The organism is Allobosea sp. OAE752 (assembly GCF_050433265.1).
GTDB lineage: Bacteria > Pseudomonadota > Alphaproteobacteria > Rhizobiales > Beijerinckiaceae > Allobosea > Allobosea spartocytisi.
On record NZ_JBNPXO010000003.1, the window covers coordinates 1 to 17355 of the forward strand.

Here is a 17355-nt window from a genome sequence, read left to right on the forward strand (position 1 = left end):
CGCGGCTGCGCCAGCTCGCCGAGGCCGCCTTCGTCCAGTCCCGGACCGCCCCAGCCCCCCGCAAGGTCGCCAATGGCCGCGCCATCGACACCGGAAGGGAAGAGTTCTGAGGACCTCAGACGCGGCCTAGCCGCATTACATCCACGATAACGACACGGCGCCCGAAAGGGCGCCGTTTTGCGTTGCGGCCTCTCCCTGTCACCCCGGCAGCCGGTAATCCTTGAACATCTCGCGCAGCACCGTCTTCTGGATCTTGCCGGTTGCGGTATGCGGAATGGCCTCGACCAGCACGACATCGTCCGGCAGCCACCATTTCGCGATCTTGCCGGTCATGAAAGCGAGCATCTCGTCCTTGCTCGGCGTGCGGCCCGCCTTCGGCACGATCACCAGCAGCGGCCGCTCGTCCCATTTCGGATGGGCGACGCCGATCACCGCCGCCTCCGCCACGTCGGGATGGCCGACGGCGAGGTTTTCCAGATCGATCGAGGAGATCCACTCGCCGCCGGATTTGATCACGTCCTTCGAGCGGTCGGTGATCTGCATGTAGCCGGCAGGATCGACGGTGGCGACATCGCCGGTGTCGAAAAAGCCGAGATCGTCGAGGATCTCCTCATCGCGCTTGAAATAGGCGCCGGCCACGGCTGGGCCACGCACCTTCAGCCGGCCGAAGGTCTTGCCGTCCCAGGGCAGGTCCCGCCCGGCATCGTCGGTGAGGCGGAACTCCACCGTGAAGGGCGGATGGCCCTGCTTGACCTTGAGATCGTAGAGCTTCTCGCCCTCGAGCTCCTGATAGACCGGTTTGACCGAGCAGAAGGAGCCGAGCGGGCTCATCTCGGTCATGCCCCAGGCATGGGCGACGGTGACGCCGTATTTGCGCTCGAAGGCTTCCGTCATCGCGCGCGGGCAGGCCGAACCGCCGATGACGACGCGCTTCAGCGTTGAAAGCTTGCCGTTCGTCGCCTCCAGATGCTGCAAAAGCCCGAGCCAGACCGTCGGCACCGCCGCGGTCATGGTCACGCCCTCATCCTCCAGCAATTGGTGCAGCGAGGGACCGTCGAGCTTGGCGCCCGGCATCACCAGCTTCGCCCCGGTCATCGGCGCCGAATAGGCCAGCGACCAGCTATTGGCATGGAAGAGCGGCACCACCGGCATCACCGTGTCGCGCGACGACAGCCCCATATAATCCGGCGCGGCGCAGGCCAGCGCGTGCAGTACGTTCGAGCGGTGCGAATAGAGCACGCCCTTCGGCCCGCCTGTCGTGCCCGAGGTGTAGCAGAGCCCGGCCGCCGTGTTCTCGTCGAAATCCGCCCAGGCGAAATCATCGTCGGCCTCGGCCAGCCACTCCTCATAGGGGACCGCACCCCTGAGCGTGCATGGCTGCATGTGAGCCGCATCGGTGAGGATGATGAAGCGCGCAATGCTGGGCAGCTTCTCCTGAATCGCCTCGATCATCGGCACGAAGGTCAGGTCGAGGAACATCAGCCGGTCCTCGGCATGGTTCACGATCCAGGCGATCTGCTCCGGGAACAGCCGCGGATTGACCGTATGGGTGATCGCGCCGATGCCGCTGATGCCGTACCAGAGCTCGAGATGGCGGTCGCTGTTCCAGGCCAGCGTCGCCACGCGGTCGCCGATCCCGATGCCTTCGCGCTGCAGGCGCTTGGCCACTCGCAGCGCGCGGCTCCTGATCTCGGCATAGGGACGGCGCCGGAGCGTTCCGTCCTCGATCGCGCGGGTGACGACCTCGCGCGTGCCGTGCTGGATGGCGGCGTGGTCGATGATGCGATGGAGCAGAAGGGGCCAGTTCTGCATCAGGCCGAGCATGGTCGTTTCTCCCGGGCGTCATCTGTTTTGCCGGCAGGATAGCGACGGCTTCCGCGGAAAGTGAAGTGAGCCCTTCGGACGCCCGGTCCGGTGCAGCACCCAGGAGCGTGACCTCCACTTTGCGTAAGGTAAGACGCATGGCGATCTCGCCTGACCGGTCGAGATGGTTTAGGTCTGATCCGTCATTCGTCGGGGTATGCTTTTTTGTCAGCGACCAAGCCCGTGCCGCAAGCCTCGTCCGAGGCCGACCGCGTCTGGTTCCGCGTCATGCGGCTGCACCAGCGCATGCTGACGCAGATCACGGCGCGCATCCGCACCATCGGCCTTTCGATTCCGCAATTCGACCTGCTCTCGACGCTGACCGAACAGGAAGGCATCAGCCAGAGCGAGCTGGCCGAACGGCTCTACGTCACCAAGGGCAACGTCTCCGGATTGGTCGACCGGCTGGTGCAGGCCGGACTGGTCGAGCGCCGCGCCATCGCCGGCGATCGGCGCTCCTACGCCATGCACCTGACGCCGGAAGGCCGCCGCCTCGCCGAGAGGGGGATCGCCATCCAGCGCGATTTCGTCGCGAGCACGCTGGGCAAGCTCGCGCCGCAGGAACTCTCCGAGCTCGACCGCCTCATCGTGCTCTGGCGCGATCTCGCCCGCGCCGCGGATGCTCCCTGACGATACGCCCCGAGGATGCCGCGTGAGGTTGCTGCCGTGCCTGCCACCATCGACCTGACCGCATCCGCGACCGCGTTGCGCAAGGCGCTTCTGGCCCGGCGCTTCAGCGCCGCCGATTTGCTGGAGGCGAGCCTCGCCCGCATCGACGCGCTGAACCCGCGCCTCAATGCCGTGGTGGCTGAGGATCGCGAGGCGGCCCGCGCCATGGCCAAGGCTTCCGATGCCCGCATCGCCGCCGGCTCCGCGCGCCCGCTCGAAGGCCTGCCGATCACGATCAAGGACGCCTTCGACGTCGCCGGCCTGCCCTCCTCCGGCGGTCTGCCGGCCTATCGCGAGCGCGTCCCGACCGAGGATGCCGCGGCAGTCGCAAGGCTGCGCGCCGCCGGCGCCGTCATCATGGCCAAGACCAATGTCCCGGTCTTCTCCGGCGATTTCCAGAGCTACAATCCCGCCCATGGCGTGACGAACAACCCCTGGGACGAGGCCCGCTCTCCCGGCGGCTCCTCCGGCGGCGCGGCGGTCGCGGTCGCGACCGGCATGAGCGCCTTCGAGCTCGGTTCCGACCTCGGCAGTTCGATCCGCTGGCCGGCCCATGCTTGCGGCGTCTTCGGCTTGAAGACGAGCTGGGGGCTGGTCTCGACCTGGGGTGCGATCCCGCCACCGCCCGAACGGCGCACCGCGCGCAATGTCGATCTGATGGTCGCTGGGCCGATCACGCGCGCGGCCGAGGACCTCGACCTCATCCTGCCGGTGATCGCCGGTCCGCGTAACGTCGTGCTTGCCTGCCCGCCCCTGCCGGAACCGCGAGCCCGAAGCGCCAAGGGCCTGCGTGTCGCGCTCTGGGCCGAGGATTCCTTCGCGCCGGTCGACCGGGAGGTTTCCGAGGCCGTGCGCGAGGCCGCTCGCCGATTGGCCGAAGGCGGCGCCATCATCGACGAGACGGCCCGGCCCTCGGTCAGCCTTGCCGATGCCTTCGAGGTCTACGCGCTGCTGAACCACGCCGTCGTCGCCTATGGCCTGCCGCCGAAGGTGCGCGCCCGCATCCAGGCGCAGGCCTCGCGCTTCAGCCCGGGCGACCTCTCGCATCAGGCGCTGCAGGCGCGCGGCGCCCGGATGACGCCCGGCCTCTACCACCAGCTCGCCCAGCGCCGTCTGGCCCAGAAGCGGCAATGGGCCCGCTTCTTCACGCGCTACGATGTCGTGCTCTGCCCGCCTGCCCCCGTCGCCGCGATCCCGCATGATCACGGCCCGGACATCCATGCCCGCCGCCTGATCGTGAACGGAGAGCCGCGCCCCTATCTCGATTTTCTGCTCTGGGCCGCACCCGCCACCGGCGCCGACCTGCCGGCGCTCTGCGCGCCGGTCATGCAATCGCGTGAGGGCCTGCCCCTCGGCGTCCAGATCATCGCGCCCTTCGGGGAAGACCGCACCGCGATCGCCGTCGGCGCCATGCTGGAAGAGGCCGGAAGTCGCTTCACCCCGCCGCCGCTCGCGCGCTGAGGCGCCGTTCACGCGCCGGGCCGCAGGCCTTTACGCCGCCGGGCGCATTGCAGCAGAGTCTGCGGTCCCCTGCGCCGAAATCGCTCAACATTTGCGGACATTCAGGCGTATGGTGGCAAGTATTCTCAACAGGGACCGGGAGCCCCATCATGTTGTCGAACGTCGCCGTCAGGGACATCGAGACCCTCGTCCATCCCTACACCAATCTCGCGACCCACCGCGAGAACGGCCCGCTGGTGCTGGAAAGCGGCAAGGGCATCTACGTCTACGATTCGACCGGCAAGGAATATATCGAGGGCATGGCGGGGCTCTGGTGCACCTCGCTCGGCTACTCCAACCAGGAGCTGATCGAGACCGCCTACGAGCAGATGAAGAAGCTGCCCTTCACGCACATCTTCGGCGGCCGCAGCCATGACCCGGCAATCGAGCTGGCCGAGAAGCTGAAGGAGATCGCCCCGGTCCCGATCTCCAAGGTGTTCTACGGCGCCTCCGGCTCGGATGCGAACGACACCCAGGTCAAGATCGTCTGGTATCTCAACAACGCGCTCGGCCGCCCGCAGAAGAAGAAGATCATCTCGCGGCTGAAGGGCTATCACGGCGTCACCGTCGCCTCGGCCTCGCTGACCGGCCTGCCGAACAACCATATCGATTTCGACCTGCCGCTGCCGGGCATCCTGCACACCTCCTGCCCGCACCATTACCGCTTCGCCGAGCCCGGCGAGAGCGAGCAGGACTTCTCCTCGCGCCTTGCCGCCGAGCTGGAAGAGATGATCCTGCGCGAGGGGCCGGATACGGTCGCCGCCTTCATCGCCGAGCCGGTGATGGGCGCCGGCGGCGCGATCATCCCACCGGAGGGCTATTTCGAGAAGGTCAACGCCGTCCTCACCAAATATGACATCCTCTTCATCTCGGACGAGGTCATCACCGGCTTCGGCCGCACCGGCAAGATGTTCGGCACCGAGACCTACGGCATGGCGGCCGACTCGATCTCGCTCGCCAAGCAGATCACCTCGGCCTATTTCCCGCTCAGCGCCGTGATGATGAACGACAAGATCTACGACGTTCTCGTCGATCAGAGCCGCAAGATCGGCACCTTCGGCCACGGCAACACCTATGCCGGCCACCCGGTCGGCTGCGCCGTCGCGGTGAAGACGCTGGAAATCTACCAGCGCGAAAAGATCGTCGACCATGTCGCCAAGGTCGCTCCGACCTTCCTGCGCCGCCTCGACAAGCTCGCCGAGCACCCCCTCGTCGGCGAGGCGCGCGGCGTCGGCCTGATCGGTGGCGCCGAGCTGGTCAAGGACAAGCAGACCAAGGCCTCCTTCGAGGTCAAGAAGGGCGTCGGCGCCAAGGCCGTCTCCTTCGCGCTGCAGGAAGGCCTGATCACCCGCGCCATGGGTGACCGTCTCGCCTTCTGCCCGCCGCTCGTCATCTCCGAGGCGGAGATCAACGAGATGTTCGACCGCTGCGAGCGCGCCCTCGACAAGACCCTGGCCTGGGCCAAGGGCGAAGGGCTGCTGGCGGCCTGACGACTCGGGCTCCGCGACAAATAGCAAAGGGCCGGGCGCCAGGCGCCCGGCCCTTTCCGATTCGTTCAGCAATATGGCCGAATGTGATGAGCCGGCACAAATTGCCTTGAATGGATCACGATCGCGCCCTGCCGCCGTCCCGATCCCGCATCAGGCTCCCTTGGGTCGGCAGGCGAAAGCCTTTCGACATCGGACCATCAGTGAAGTCAGGAGCCATGATTCACCTCGACGCGCGTTCCCAGACCCAATCTCGCAAGGGCTTTCACGACGCCTCCGCCCGTGAGACCTATGCATCGCGTTTCCGCCCGATCGCGATTCAGGCCGTTGCGGCCGGAACCCGGCAGAGCTCACCTGCGTTGAGGAAGTTGGACGATGAGCGCAGGGCAGAGTTGCCCGGCGTCCTTCGCCACGGTTTCGACGACTGAGACCTCCTATTTCGAGACTCTCTTTTGACCCAATAAACTGACCGGCGCGGAGCCTCTCCCGCCGGTCTTTTTCTGTTCGGCAGGAGCTGAAAACAAAAATGGCGGGCGCCACAGGCACCCGCCATCGAAAATGCGATCGCGCAGAGCGTCAGATCACGACCACCTTGGCGCCGACCGGAACGCGGTTGAACAGGTCGATCACATCGATATTGCGCATCCGGATGCAGCCGGAGGAGGCCGAACGGCCGATCGTCTCCGGCTCGTTGGTGCCGTGGATGCGATAGAGCGTGTCGTGGCCGTTCTGGTAGAGGTAGAGCGCGCGCGCGCCGAGCGGATTTTCCGGCCCGCCATTCATACCGCCCGCCACCGGCTTCAGATGCGGCCAGCGCTTGACCATCTCGGCCGGCGGCGTCCAGCGCGGCCACTCGGCCTTGCGCTGCACCACGGCCTCGCCGGTCCAGCCATAAGCCTCGTCGCCGGTGGCGACGCCGTAGCGGATCGCCTTCTTGTTCGGCAGCACGAGATAAAGGAACTTTTCCTTGGTATCGATGTAGATCGTGCCGGGCGGCTGGCCGGTCGGATCGCTGATCTCGTAGGGGAGATAGGGGAGATAGGTGTCGAACTTCGGAACCAGCGCGATATATTCGGCGTCGCGGGCGGAGAGCTCCGGAGCGGCGACGCTCTTGTACTGGCAGGCACCCAGAAGGGCCGACAGCGCCAAGGCAACGAAAACGGTCTTCTTCATAGTCCCCACCCGAGCGACCCGCAGGCAGCCTTTATGATGAATCAAACGTTAACGCTTCGTATCGCCGATGCTTGGCCTGCAAGGCGCAGGGAGCGATGGTCGCGCGCAGAACTAGGCTCCAAACGGGCATGGCGCAATCTTGTTCCGGACATGGCGGCCGCAACAGCGATGAACGTGGCAAAGTGGTCACGGTTTTGCGCTTGAATGGCGCCGCCACCGGATAGAGACCTTTGACGACCCTCCTCATCACCCACCCCGCCAGCCTGCTCCATGCCATGCCCCCGGGCCACCCCGAACGGCCCGACCGGCTGCGGGCGATCGAGCGCGCCCTCGAAGCCGAGCGATTCGCGCCGCTGATTCGCCTCGAGGCGCCACTCGGCACGATCGATCAAGTGGCGCTCTGCCACCCGCCGGCCTATGTGCAGGCGATCCTCGACGCCTCCCCGCAGGAGGGCTTCGTCCAGCTCGACGCCGACACGACCATGTCGCCCGGCACGGCCGAGGCTGCCTTGCGCGGCGTCGGCGGCGCCATCATGGCGGTAGACGAGGTGATGTCGGGCAAGGCGCGCAACGCCTTCAGCGCCATGCGCCCGCCCGGCCACCATGCCGAGCGCGAGCGCGCCATGGGCTTCTGCTTCTTCAACAGTGCGGCGATCGCGGCCCGGCACGCGCAGAAGGTCCATGGCGCCGAACGCGTCGCCATCGTCGACTGGGACGTTCACCACGGCAACGGCACGCAGGACATCTTCTGGGACGATGCCAGCGTGCTCTATGCCTCCTCGCACGAGATGCCGCTCTATCCCGGCACCGGTGCCCCATCCGAGCGCGGCAGCCACGGCACCATCGTCAATGCCGCGCTCGCGCCCGGCGACGGTTCGGATCAATTCCGCGAGGCCTTCGAGGTCGCGATCCTGCCGCGGATCGAGGCCTTCCGACCCGATCTCGTCATCGTCTCCGCCGGCTTCGACGCACATTGGCGCGACCCGCTCGCCAACATCAACCTGCGCGAGGGCGATTTCGCTTGGGCGACGCAGAAGCTGTTGGATCTCGCCGACAAGCACGCCAGCGGCCGCCTCGTCTCGGTCCTGGAGGGCGGCTACGATCTCGAAGGCCTCGCGACATCGACGGCCGCGCATGTTGGCGCGCTGATGGGCAGCTGACGAAGCTCCCCGTCCGGCAGCCTCCGGTACGGGGCCCATCTCGTCTCGAGATGCCGGGGTCAAGCCCGGGCATGACCGCCAAAATGGCTGCGCGCTTTCACTCCAACGGCTGCGTATCCGCGATCTCGATACCGAAACCGCTCAGGCCCACGAAGGAGCGCGGCGAGGAGGCGAGGTTGACGATCGAGGCGACGCCGAGATCGCGCAGGATCTGCGCGCCGAGGCCCACCTCGCGCCATTGCTGGCTGCGCAGCGCGTCCGAGCCCTCCTCTTCGACGCTCTTGATCGGCACGCCGGCGGTGCCGTCGCGCAGATAGATCAGCACGCCCCGCCCGTCCTGCTGGAAGCGCCGCAATGCGCACTGGATCGAGCTCGCGCCCCCCAGCACATCGGCGACGACATCGGCGCGATGCAGCCGCGCCGGCACCTTCTCGCCATCGCCGAGCTTGCCCATCACGAAGGCGAAATGCTGCGTGTCGTCGAAGGGCGTGATGTAGACATGGCCGGTCATCTCGCCGAACGCGGTCTTGACCGGGAAGGAATGCACCCGCTCGACGAGCTTCTCGCGCAACTGCCGGTAGGCGATCAGATCGGCCACCGTGATCTGCTTGAGGCCATGCTTCTGCGCGAAGGCGGCGATCTGCGCGCCCTTCATCACCGTGCCGTCGTCATTGGCGAGCTCGCAGATCACGCCGACTTGCGGCAGGTCGGCGAGCTTGCACAGATCGACGGCGGCTTCGGTATGGCCGGAGCGCATCAGCACGCCGCCATCCTTGGCGATCAGCGGGAAGACATGGCCGGGCCGAACGAAATCGGCGGCGCCCATATTGCCGTTGGCGAGCGCGCGAACCGTGTTGGTGCGCTGCTCGGCCGAGATGCCGGTGGTCAGCCCATGCTTGACGTCGACCGTGATGGTGAAGGCGGTGCCGAGCGGCGCGTCGTTCGAGGAGACCATCGGGTCGAGCCGCAGGCGCCGCGCCTCGCTCGCCGTCAGCGGCGCGCAGACAATGCCGCAGGTGTTGCGGATGATGAAGGCCATCTTCTCCGGCGTGCAGAGCGAGGCTGCGACGATGAGGTCGCCCTCATTCTCGCGATCGTCGTCATCCGTGACGATGACGATCTCGCCGCGGGCGAAGGCTTCGATGGTCTCGGTGACATTGTTGAACATGGCAGCCTCGCGCGGCCCGGACAGGCCGAGGAAATCATTGGGGGTAACGGAGCCGCCCGTGACGGCGGCGATACGCTCGGCGCTTTCCCGCGAGATCCAGGCAGCCGGATCGTTGCACAGCGCCGTCACGCTGGCCGGCGACAGGCCGACCTGCTTGGCAAAGGCGCTGCGCGCGATCTTGTTCTGCCGGAGCCAGGCGTCGAGCTTCATGCCGGCAAGCTAATACGGCACGACTTCATCCGCAATGAAGGAACGATGCATTTTCAGTATTGCTGAAATGCAAGTTCTCTGGCGGTCATGCTCGGGCTTGCCCCGAGCATCTCATGACGAGGAAGGCTCTCGTACCAGAGCCCCTTTCGGCCAGAGATTCTCGGGTCTGCGCTTCGCTTCGCCCGAGAATGACGGCGATGTCACTCCTGGAACGGCCAGCGCGGCTCGACCACGCCGACCTGCGCGCGGTGGCGCAGATAGTGGTCCGCCAGCACGCAGGCGACCATCGCCTCGCCCACCGGCACGGCGCGGATGCCGACGCAGGGGTCGTGGCGCCCCTTGGTGAACATCTCGGCCTCGCCGCCGGTCCGCGTCACGGTCGCGCGCGTCGCCAGGATCGAGGAAGTCGGCTTCACGGCAAAACGCGCCACGATCGGCTGGCCGGTCGAGATGCCCCCGAGGATGCCGCCGGCATGGTTGGAGAGAAAGAGCGGGCGCCCGTCATTGCCGGCGCGCATCTCGTCGGCATTCTCCTCGCCGGAGAGTTCGGCGGCGCCGAAGCCTTCGCCGATCTCGACGCCCTTCACCGCGTTGATGCTCATCAGCGCGGCCGCGATCTCGGAATCGAGCTTGGCGTAGATCGGCGCGCCCAGCCCTGCCGGCACGCCTTCCGCCACGATCTCCAGCACGGCGCCGATCGAGGAGCCGGATTTGCGGATGCCGTCGAGATAGCTCTCGAAGAAGGCGGCGGCCTTTGCGTCCGGGCAGAAGAACGGGTTGCGGCCGACCTCCTCCCAATCCCAATTGGCGCGGTCGATCTTGTGCGGCCCCATCTGTACGAGGGCGCCGCGCACCACCATGCCCGGCACGACCTTGCGGGCGATGGCGCCGGCCGCGACGCGCATCGCCGTCTCGCGCGCCGAGGAGCGACCGCCGCCGCGATAGTCGCGGATGCCGTATTTGACGTCATAGGTGTAGTCGGCGTGACCGGGCCGGTACTTGTCCTTGATGTCGGAATAATCCTTCGAGCGCTGGTCGACATTGTCGATCATCAGCCCGATCGAGGTGCCCGTCGTCACCTGCGCGCCGTCGCTCTCACGCGCGAAGACGCCCGAGACAATGCGGACCTGGTCCGGCTCCTGGCGCTGCGTCGTGAAGCGCGACTGGCCGGGCCGGCGCCGGTCGAGATCACCCTGGATATCGGCTTCCGTCAGCGGAATCAGCGGCGGGCAGCCATCGACGACGCAGCCGATGGCAGGCCCATGGCTCTCGCCGAAGGTGGTGACACGGAAGAGATGGCCGAAGCTGTTATGCGACATGGGAGCCTGCGCGAAATCTGCGCAGGGTCTTAGTCCGTGCCGGGACCCATGGTCAAACGAAGCGAGCGGCTCAATGCCCCGCAGCCGCCTTCGCCGGCACCGCAGGCGCTCCCTCCCAGCGCGTATGCGCCGGCAGGTTCTCGCCCTTCATGATCACGGTGAGCAGGCCGATCTGGGCGTAGTCGCCAACATGGGTGTCGTAGAGCACGGTCGCGCCGGCGCCGACGCAGACGCCCTTGCCGAGCCTGACCCGGCCGACCTTCATCACCCGGTCCTCGTAGAGATGTGTCTGCAGCGCCGAATGAGCATTGACCGTGCAGAAGTCGCCGACCTTGATGCAGTCGAACTCGGTGATGTCGGTGGAGTCGAGCCAGACGCCCTTGCCGTATTTCGCGCCGAACAGCATCAGGAACCAGGGCAGGAACGGCGTGCCGCGCAGATAGTCGAACAGCACCTTGCCGCCGAGGCCCCAATACATCACCGCGACCGCCTCGGTGCGCATCGCCCACCAGGACCACATCGGCTTCATCACCGGCTTGTAGACGCCCATCATCAGCCATTTGACGCCTGCGCAGATCACTGCCTGCACCAGCGCGATGACGACGGCGACGCCCATGAAAGAGGTGACGAGGCCGAGCCAATCGCCCTCGTTGATCTTCTGCTGCAGTACCATGTCGACCGCGATGGTGCCGAAGGTGATGAACAGCATCGAGGGGAAGGAGGTGTGCAGCGCCTCGAAGACGCCGCGCCCGAACTGCTTGGCGAAGGAGGGCTTGTAGGTCCAGTCGGCCCCGAGATCGACCTTCTGGCGCGTCGGCAGCTTGATCGGCGGCGAACCGAACCAGGTATCGCCGGGCTGCATCCTGTCGTTCGCCGGCGGCTTCGACTTGATGCCGATCAGCACGCGGTCCGGAATGACGGCGCCCGGCGGCACGACGGCATCGTTGCCGACGAAAACCTGCTCGCCGGTGCGCGTCTCGTCGAGGCGCATATAGCCGCGCCGCATCTCCTCGTCGCCGAACACGACCTCGTCGGCGATGAAATTGCCGGCGCCGATGCCGGTCACGTCGTAGCGGCCGGAGAGGTTGGTCGAGATTTCCGCCCCGCTCCCGATCCGCGCGCCCATCAGCCGGTACCAGGCCCGCATATAGATGGTGGCGAAGAGCGACGACAGCGTCTCCAAGGTCACCTCGGTGGCCAGCGCCACCGTCCATTTGCGGGCGTAGAAGCCGGAATGGATCGAATAGGAGCCGCTCGTCACCCGCGGCAGGATCGCCCAGCGCAGCGCCGCGATCATCAGCACGGTGAAGGCGATGAGGCCGATCGCGGTCGGCCAGGTCAGGATCGGCAGGAACCAGAGATAGCTGATGTCGGTCCAGCCCGCGATCCAGTAGTCGATCTTGTCGAACAGCCAGAAGGCCGGGAAGATCGGCAGCAGGCTGACCGGCGGCAGCACGATCAGCATGAAAATGTAGAAGGCCGTCATCAGCGCCCGCCGCCCCCGCGAGGCCTGCGCCTGCGGCGGCAATGCGGCGACATCGACCATGCCGGTCTTGCGGCCGGGCGAACCGTCCCAGATCTCGGCCGCGCCGACATGGGTGCCGGGCGCGATGGCGGTGAGATCGGCGATCTCGGCATGGTCGCCGATCACCGCGCCATGGCCGAACACGACGGAGGCGCCGGCCGAGACGTCCTTGCCGATGGTGATGCGGCCGATCACCAGCTTGTCGCCGATCGCCTCGCCATTGGCGAAGGTGGTCTTGGTGCCGAAGGTCGAGCCCTCGCCGATCTCGATCAGGTCGATGGCGCCGGCCTCGTAATCGGAGAGGATGACGTCGCGCCCGACCTTGGCGCCGAGCAGGCGCCAGTAGAAGCGCATCACCGGCGAGCCCTGCAGCCATTTGATATGGACAAGCCCGGCGACGCGCGCCGCGAACCACCAGCGGAAATAATAGACACCCCATAGCGGATAGACGCCGGGCTTGGTGCGCCCGAGCACGATCCATTTCAGCGCGATGGCGATGAGCCCGGTCACGACGATGATCGCGACATAGATGCCGAGCAGCGCGCCGATCTGACCGAGCAGCGACAGATCCTCGCCCGACACGATCATGTAGGTGACGAAGACGCCGAGCCATTGCGCGGTGGAGAGCCCGATGATGACCGGCAGCACCGCCGCCTGCGCCAGCCCGCAGAGGAAGCGGCGCAGGAAGGGCGGCGGCGTGAAGGAGAGGTCTTCGCTCACCGCCGCGCCGCGCTCGTCGAGGAGCCCGGCCATCGCACGCAGCGTGCGGGCACCGTAGACATCCTGCAGCGTGATGCCGGCATAGGCCGGCGTCTCGCGCACGATCGAGATGAAGCGGGCGGCGAGCAGCGAATGCCCGCCGAGATCGACGAAGAAATCCGCCTCCAGCGGCAGGCTCGCTGCGCCGAGCACGCGCTTGGCCGCGTCCAGCAGCGCGGCTTCAGTGGCGTTGCGCGGCGGCTCCTGCTCGCCATCGGCGCTGGGCGCCGTGAGCGGCGCCGCCTTCAGCATCTTGCGGTCGACCTTGCCGGAAACCATGCGCGGCAGCGAGCCGACGGCCTCGAAATGCGCCGGCACCATATAGGGCGGCAGCTTCTCGCGCAGCGCGGCCCTGAGCGCCGGCCCATCGACCGCGATGCCCGGCTCCGGCACGACGAAGGCGACCAGCCGCTCGATGCCGTCATCCGTGCGCAGCACGACAGCCGCCTGCGCCACGCCGGGCTCGTCGGCGAGCTTGGATTCGATCTCGCCGAGTTCGACGCGGAAACCGCGGATCTTGATCTGATCGTCGATGCGGCCGTGGAAGACGATGTTGCCGTCGGCATCGAGGCTGACCGCGTCGCCCGAGCGATAGAGGATCGGATCGTCGGAGCCGGCGACTCCGGAGAACGGATTCGCGATGAACTTCTCGGCGGTGAGCTCCGGACGGCCGTGATAGCCCTTGGCCACGCCGGGGCCGCCGATCAGCAATTCGCCCTGCTCACCCGGCTGGACGAGGTGCAGGCCCTCGCTGACGACATAGGCCGTGTAGTTCGGGATCGGCCGGCCGATGGTGACCGTCTCGCCCGGCACGACCTCGGCGGCGGTGGCGACGACCGTGGCCTCAGTGGGGCCGTAGGTGTTGAGGATGCGCCGGCCTGGCCGCGACCATTTCTGCACGATCGCCGGCGGCAGCGCCTCGCCGCCGAGCAGGATGAGGCGCAGCGACGGCACGTCGGAGGGCAGGATGCCGAGCAGCGTCGGCACCGTGTCGATGACGGTGACGCCGGCCTGCTCCAGCAGCCCCGGCAGCTTCTCGGCATCGCCCATCATCTCCGGCGAGGCCACGAACAGCGTCGCGCCGACGAGATAGGGCGTCCAGATCTCCTCCATCGACAGGTCGAAGGCGACGGAGGCGCCCTGGAAGACCACATCGTCGGGGCCGATGCCGTAGAACGCGTTCCCCGAGCGCAGAAAATGGCAGATGTTGCGGTGACTGATGACGATCGCCTTCGGCGTGCCCGTCGAGCCCGAGGTGTAGATCAGATAGGCGGGGTGGTCCTTGGTCAGCCCGGCGGCGCGTGCCGGCGGCTCGACCCCGTCGGCGCCCGCGGCAAGCGCATCGGGCGTCCAGATCGTGCGGCCGGTGTCCTCGGCGCGGACGGCCCAGCCGCCGCAGGTGACGATGCCCTTGGCCTGCGCGTCGTTCAGGCAGGTCGCGATGCGTTCGACCGGCGCCTCGGCGTCGAACGGCACCCAGGCCGCGCCCGCGCGCGTGATCGCGATCTGCGCGATCAGCAGGTCGATGCCGCGCGGCATCCACAGGCCGACCATGTCGCCCGGCCCGACCCCTGCGAGGTGGAGCCCGCGCGCCTGCCGGCCGGCAGCCGCCCAGACCTCGGCATAGCTCAGCCGGCGAGCACCATCGACCAGGGCGGGATGCTCGGCGCGCGACGCGACCGTCGCCGCGAAGATCTCGGCGAGCACTTCATCGCGCAGCAGCTCCGGACGCTTCTCGCCGGCCAGCATCGCGAGTGGATTCGCCGCGGCATCCGTCGCCACCGACAGCTTGCTCAAATCGTTCATGGCGCCCCGCTGCGCTCAAAGCCCGGATGGAGGGCGGGAAGCGCGGCTCCCGCATCCTTCATTCGCACCTTGCCACGCACCTTTAAACAAACCCGGAATCGACGCTCTGATGACCGCGCTATCCGGTCGAGCCCCCCGGCCGGGCAAGCCGCCGCTCCGCGCGCCCTGCTAGCACATTCCTCGTGCCAGATCATCCGTGAACCGGTGATGAATGCCGGCGCGGTAAAGCCGGGGCTCAGAGCCACTCGGCCTTGCTGCCCTCGACGACGAGCAGCTTGCCCTGCCAGATCTCGACCATGGACGCCTTCAGCGGCGAGACCGCGCCGACGAGAGCCAGCACCGCACGCGCCACCCCGCCATGGCTGACGATCACCGTCTCGCGCTGCAACTCCTCCAACACAGGCCGCACCCGCTCCGCCAGCATCCGGTAGCTCTCCCCGCCCGGCGGCACGAAGCTCCATTTGTCGCGCTCGCGCAGATGCGCCTGCTCGCGCTCGGCCTTGCGGATATCGCGCCAGGTGAAACCTTCCCACGCCCCGAAGGTGAGTTCCTTCAATCGCGGATCGACGCGGTATTCTCCCGCCGGCAGGCCGAGATCGCGACGCAGGATGTCCATCGTCTCCCGTGCCCGCTCCATCGGCGAGCAGATATAGTCGAGCGTCGCGAAGCCCGGCTCCAGCGCCTTGAGCCGCCCGGCCGCCTCCGCCGCCTGCTCGCGCCCGAGCGCGTTGAGCGGGATGTCCTGCCCGCCCTGCAGCCGCCCCTCGCGATTCCAGTCGGTCTCGCCATGGCGGACGAGAATGAGCCGGTGCGGAAGCGAGAGCGGGATCATGCCCGGCTTCTGCACGCCTCGCCGGGGGAGGTCAAAAGCCTAATGCGCCCATCGGCCATGCGCAGGGCCGATCGCGACGATCCGTCGCTTTGGGTGGCCGATCGGCAACAGGCTGTGTATAGGCGGCAGGTGAGCCTCATGGCTCCGAATTCGCGGACCGCCATGCCTCCTGCCCTCACTCTCCCCGATGGCCGCCGCCTCGCGCTCGACGCGGGGCCCTTGCTGATGGGCATCGTCAACGTCACGCCGGATTCCTTCTCGGATGGCGGCTTGCTCGGCAGCGCCGAGGCGGGGGTGGCGCACGGTCTGCGGCTGGCCGAGGAAGGCGCGGCGATCGTCGATATCGGCGGCGAATCGACCAGACCCGGCCACGAAACCGTCGATGCCGCGACGGAGCTTGCCCGCGTGCTCCCCGTCATCGCCGGGCTGAAGGCCCGCAGCGCCGTGCCGCTCTCGATCGACAGCTACAAGGCGGAGGTCGCCGAGGCCGCGCTCGCCGCCGGCGCCTCCATCGTCAACGATGTCTGGGGCTGCCGGCGCGATCCGCGCATCGCCGAGGTCGCGGCACGGGCCGGAGCCCCGATGGTGCTGATGCACAACCGCGACACGGTCGATGGTTCCCTCGATATCTTCGACGAGGTGATCGGCTTCCTCGAAGGCTCCATCGCCATCGCCACCGCCGCCGGCGTGCCGCGCAGCCAGATCGTCGTCGATCCCGGCATCGGCTTCGGCAAGACGCCGCGCCAGAACCTCGACCTGATCCGCGAGCTCGACCGGCTCAACGTGCTCGGCTGCCCGATTCTGCTCGGCGCCTCGCGCAAATCGACGCTGGGCCTCGTCACCGGCCGCAAGGTCCCGGCCGAGCGTCTGGCCGCCACGCTCTCCGCCCATCTCTACGGCGCCAGCCGCGGCGCCGCCATCCTGCGCGTCCATGACGTCGCGCCGCATGTCGACGCGCTCAAGGTCTGGGCCGCCATCGCGGACGAAACGAAGGTGATCCCGTGAGCGAGACCGGCCGCATCCTGATCGAGCAGCTCGATATCTACGCCTATCACGGCTTCTTCTCGGAAGAGGAGCGGCTCGGCCAGCGCTTCGTCCTCGACCTCGTGCTCGATGTCGACCTGCGCGCCGCCGCGCTGAGCGACCGCCTTGCCGATACGGTCGATTACGGCCGCGCCGTCGCCATCGTCAGCGAGGCCTTCACGGCCCGGCGCTATCATCTGCTGGAGGGCGCCGCGCGCGCCGTCGCGCTCGCCCTGTTCGAGGCCTTCGCCCCCGTCGCGGGCGTCGAGGTCACCCTGCGCAAGCCCGCCCCACCCATCCCGGCGACGCTGGGCGCGGTCGGCGTCAAGCTGAGCTTCCGGCGTGGCGACTGAAGCCGCACTCGCCTTTGGCGGCAATCTCGGCGATCCCGTCGCGGCCTTCGCCGCGGCGCTGATCGCCTTGCGCCGGCATCCGGCCGTCAGGCTCGGGCAGCTCTCTGCCGTCTATCGCACCCCGCCCTGGGGCAAGACCGACCAGCCGGAATTCCTCAACATGGCGGCGCGGATCGAGACGACGCTGACCGCCGACGACCTGCTCGCGCTGTGCCTCGAGCTGGAACGCGCTGGCGGCCGCGAGCGCCGCGAGCGCTGGGGGCCCCGCACGCTCGACATCGACATCCTGACCTATGGCGAGACGGCAATCGACCGGCCCGGCCTCCAGATCCCCCATCCGCGCATCGCCGAGCGCGCCTTCGTGCTGGCGCCGCTGGCGCAGATCCTGCCGGCCAAGCTGATCGGCGCGCGAACGGTCGCGGCTTTGCTGGAGGCGATCGCAGACGAAACGATCCGCCGCGACGATGCCGCGACGGATCGGTTGAAGAGATTGCTGGCGCAATAGAGG

At 67.6% G+C, this 17355-nt stretch carries 14 protein-coding genes; 8 read left to right on the forward strand and 6 right to left on the reverse strand.

Annotated features, from left to right (window positions below):
* Window positions 1-198: 198 nt before the first annotated feature.
* The gene (locus GGC47_RS09125; RefSeq protein WP_142021923.1) at window positions 199-1824 is read right to left on the reverse strand and encodes a long-chain-fatty-acid--CoA ligase; all 1626 of its coding nucleotides are present in this window, start codon (window positions 1822-1824) and stop codon (window positions 199-201) included.
* Window positions 1825-2028: 204 nt separating this feature from the next.
* Between GGC47_RS09125 and GGC47_RS09130 the strand changes: the two genes are divergently transcribed.
* From GGC47_RS09130 to GGC47_RS09145, 4 genes are all read left to right on the forward strand, one after another.
* Window positions 2029-2493 carry a MarR family winged helix-turn-helix transcriptional regulator gene (locus tag GGC47_RS09130; RefSeq protein ID WP_038359540.1) on the forward strand — a complete coding sequence of 155 codons (465 nt, stop codon included), beginning with the start codon at window positions 2029-2031 and terminating at the stop codon, window positions 2491-2493.
* A 36-nt stretch (window positions 2494-2529) separates the two neighbouring features.
* Complete coding sequence (locus GGC47_RS09135) at window positions 2530-3993, forward strand: amidase (RefSeq protein WP_185747946.1); 1464 nt, start codon at window positions 2530-2532, stop codon at window positions 3991-3993.
* Between the two features lie 149 nt (window positions 3994-4142).
* The gene (locus GGC47_RS09140) at window positions 4143-5522 is read left to right on the forward strand and encodes an aspartate aminotransferase family protein (RefSeq protein WP_142021925.1); all 1380 of its coding nucleotides are present in this window, start codon (window positions 4143-4145) and stop codon (window positions 5520-5522) included.
* 215 nt (window positions 5523-5737) lie between these two features.
* Entirely contained in the window at window positions 5738-5947 is a 210-nt protein-coding gene (locus tag GGC47_RS09145; protein WP_038359543.1) for a hypothetical protein, read from the forward strand.
* A 148-nt stretch (window positions 5948-6095) separates the two neighbouring features.
* Here the strand turns inward: GGC47_RS09145 and GGC47_RS09150 are convergent, their stop codons facing one another.
* The gene (locus tag GGC47_RS09150; protein WP_112765274.1) at window positions 6096-6692 is read right to left on the reverse strand and encodes a L,D-transpeptidase; all 597 of its coding nucleotides are present in this window, start codon (window positions 6690-6692) and stop codon (window positions 6096-6098) included.
* Window positions 6693-6922: 230 nt separating this feature from the next.
* Between GGC47_RS09150 and GGC47_RS09155 the strand changes: the two genes are divergently transcribed.
* Window positions 6923-7852 (forward strand): histone deacetylase family protein, encoded by a 930-nt coding sequence (locus GGC47_RS09155; protein ID WP_142021926.1) that lies wholly within the window; start codon window positions 6923-6925, stop codon window positions 7850-7852.
* A gap of 97 nt (window positions 7853-7949) precedes the next feature.
* Here GGC47_RS09155 and ribB read toward each other — a convergent pair whose 3' ends face one another.
* From ribB to GGC47_RS09175, 4 genes are all read right to left on the reverse strand, one after another.
* Window positions 7950-9230, reverse strand: a complete 1281-nt coding sequence (gene ribB, locus GGC47_RS09160; RefSeq protein WP_038359548.1) for a 3,4-dihydroxy-2-butanone-4-phosphate synthase — start codon at window positions 9228-9230, stop codon at window positions 7950-7952.
* 200 nt (window positions 9231-9430) lie between these two features.
* On the reverse strand, window positions 9431-10549 hold the full coding sequence (aroC, locus tag GGC47_RS09165; protein ID WP_142021927.1) for a chorismate synthase: 1119 nt from the start codon (window positions 10547-10549) through the stop codon (window positions 9431-9433).
* A 70-nt stretch (window positions 10550-10619) separates the two neighbouring features.
* Complete coding sequence (locus GGC47_RS09170) at window positions 10620-14639, reverse strand: Pls/PosA family non-ribosomal peptide synthetase (protein WP_370954494.1); 4020 nt, start codon at window positions 14637-14639, stop codon at window positions 10620-10622.
* Window positions 14640-14874: 235 nt separating this feature from the next.
* Window positions 14875-15471 (reverse strand): histidine phosphatase family protein, encoded by a 597-nt coding sequence (locus GGC47_RS09175; protein ID WP_133564470.1) that lies wholly within the window; start codon window positions 15469-15471, stop codon window positions 14875-14877.
* 162 nt (window positions 15472-15633) lie between these two features.
* On the opposite strand from GGC47_RS09175, the gene folP reads away from it, so the two are divergent.
* Genes folP through folK form a run of 3 tightly spaced genes read left to right on the forward strand, consistent with a single transcriptional unit; the run spans window position 15634 to window position 17352 of the window.
* Complete coding sequence (gene folP, locus GGC47_RS09180; protein ID WP_142022167.1) at window positions 15634-16476, forward strand: dihydropteroate synthase; 843 nt, start codon at window positions 15634-15636, stop codon at window positions 16474-16476.
* On the forward strand, window positions 16473-16847 hold the full coding sequence (folB, locus tag GGC47_RS09185; protein WP_166653040.1) for a dihydroneopterin aldolase: 375 nt from the start codon (window positions 16473-16475) through the stop codon (window positions 16845-16847). Before folP ends, folB begins: the two co-directional genes overlap by 4 nt.
* On the forward strand, window positions 16837-17352 hold the full coding sequence (gene folK / locus GGC47_RS09190) for a 2-amino-4-hydroxy-6-hydroxymethyldihydropteridine diphosphokinase (RefSeq protein WP_142021929.1): 516 nt from the start codon (window positions 16837-16839) through the stop codon (window positions 17350-17352). The genes folB and folK overlap by 11 nt, the downstream gene beginning before the upstream one ends.
* Window positions 17353-17355: the final 3 nt, after the last annotated feature.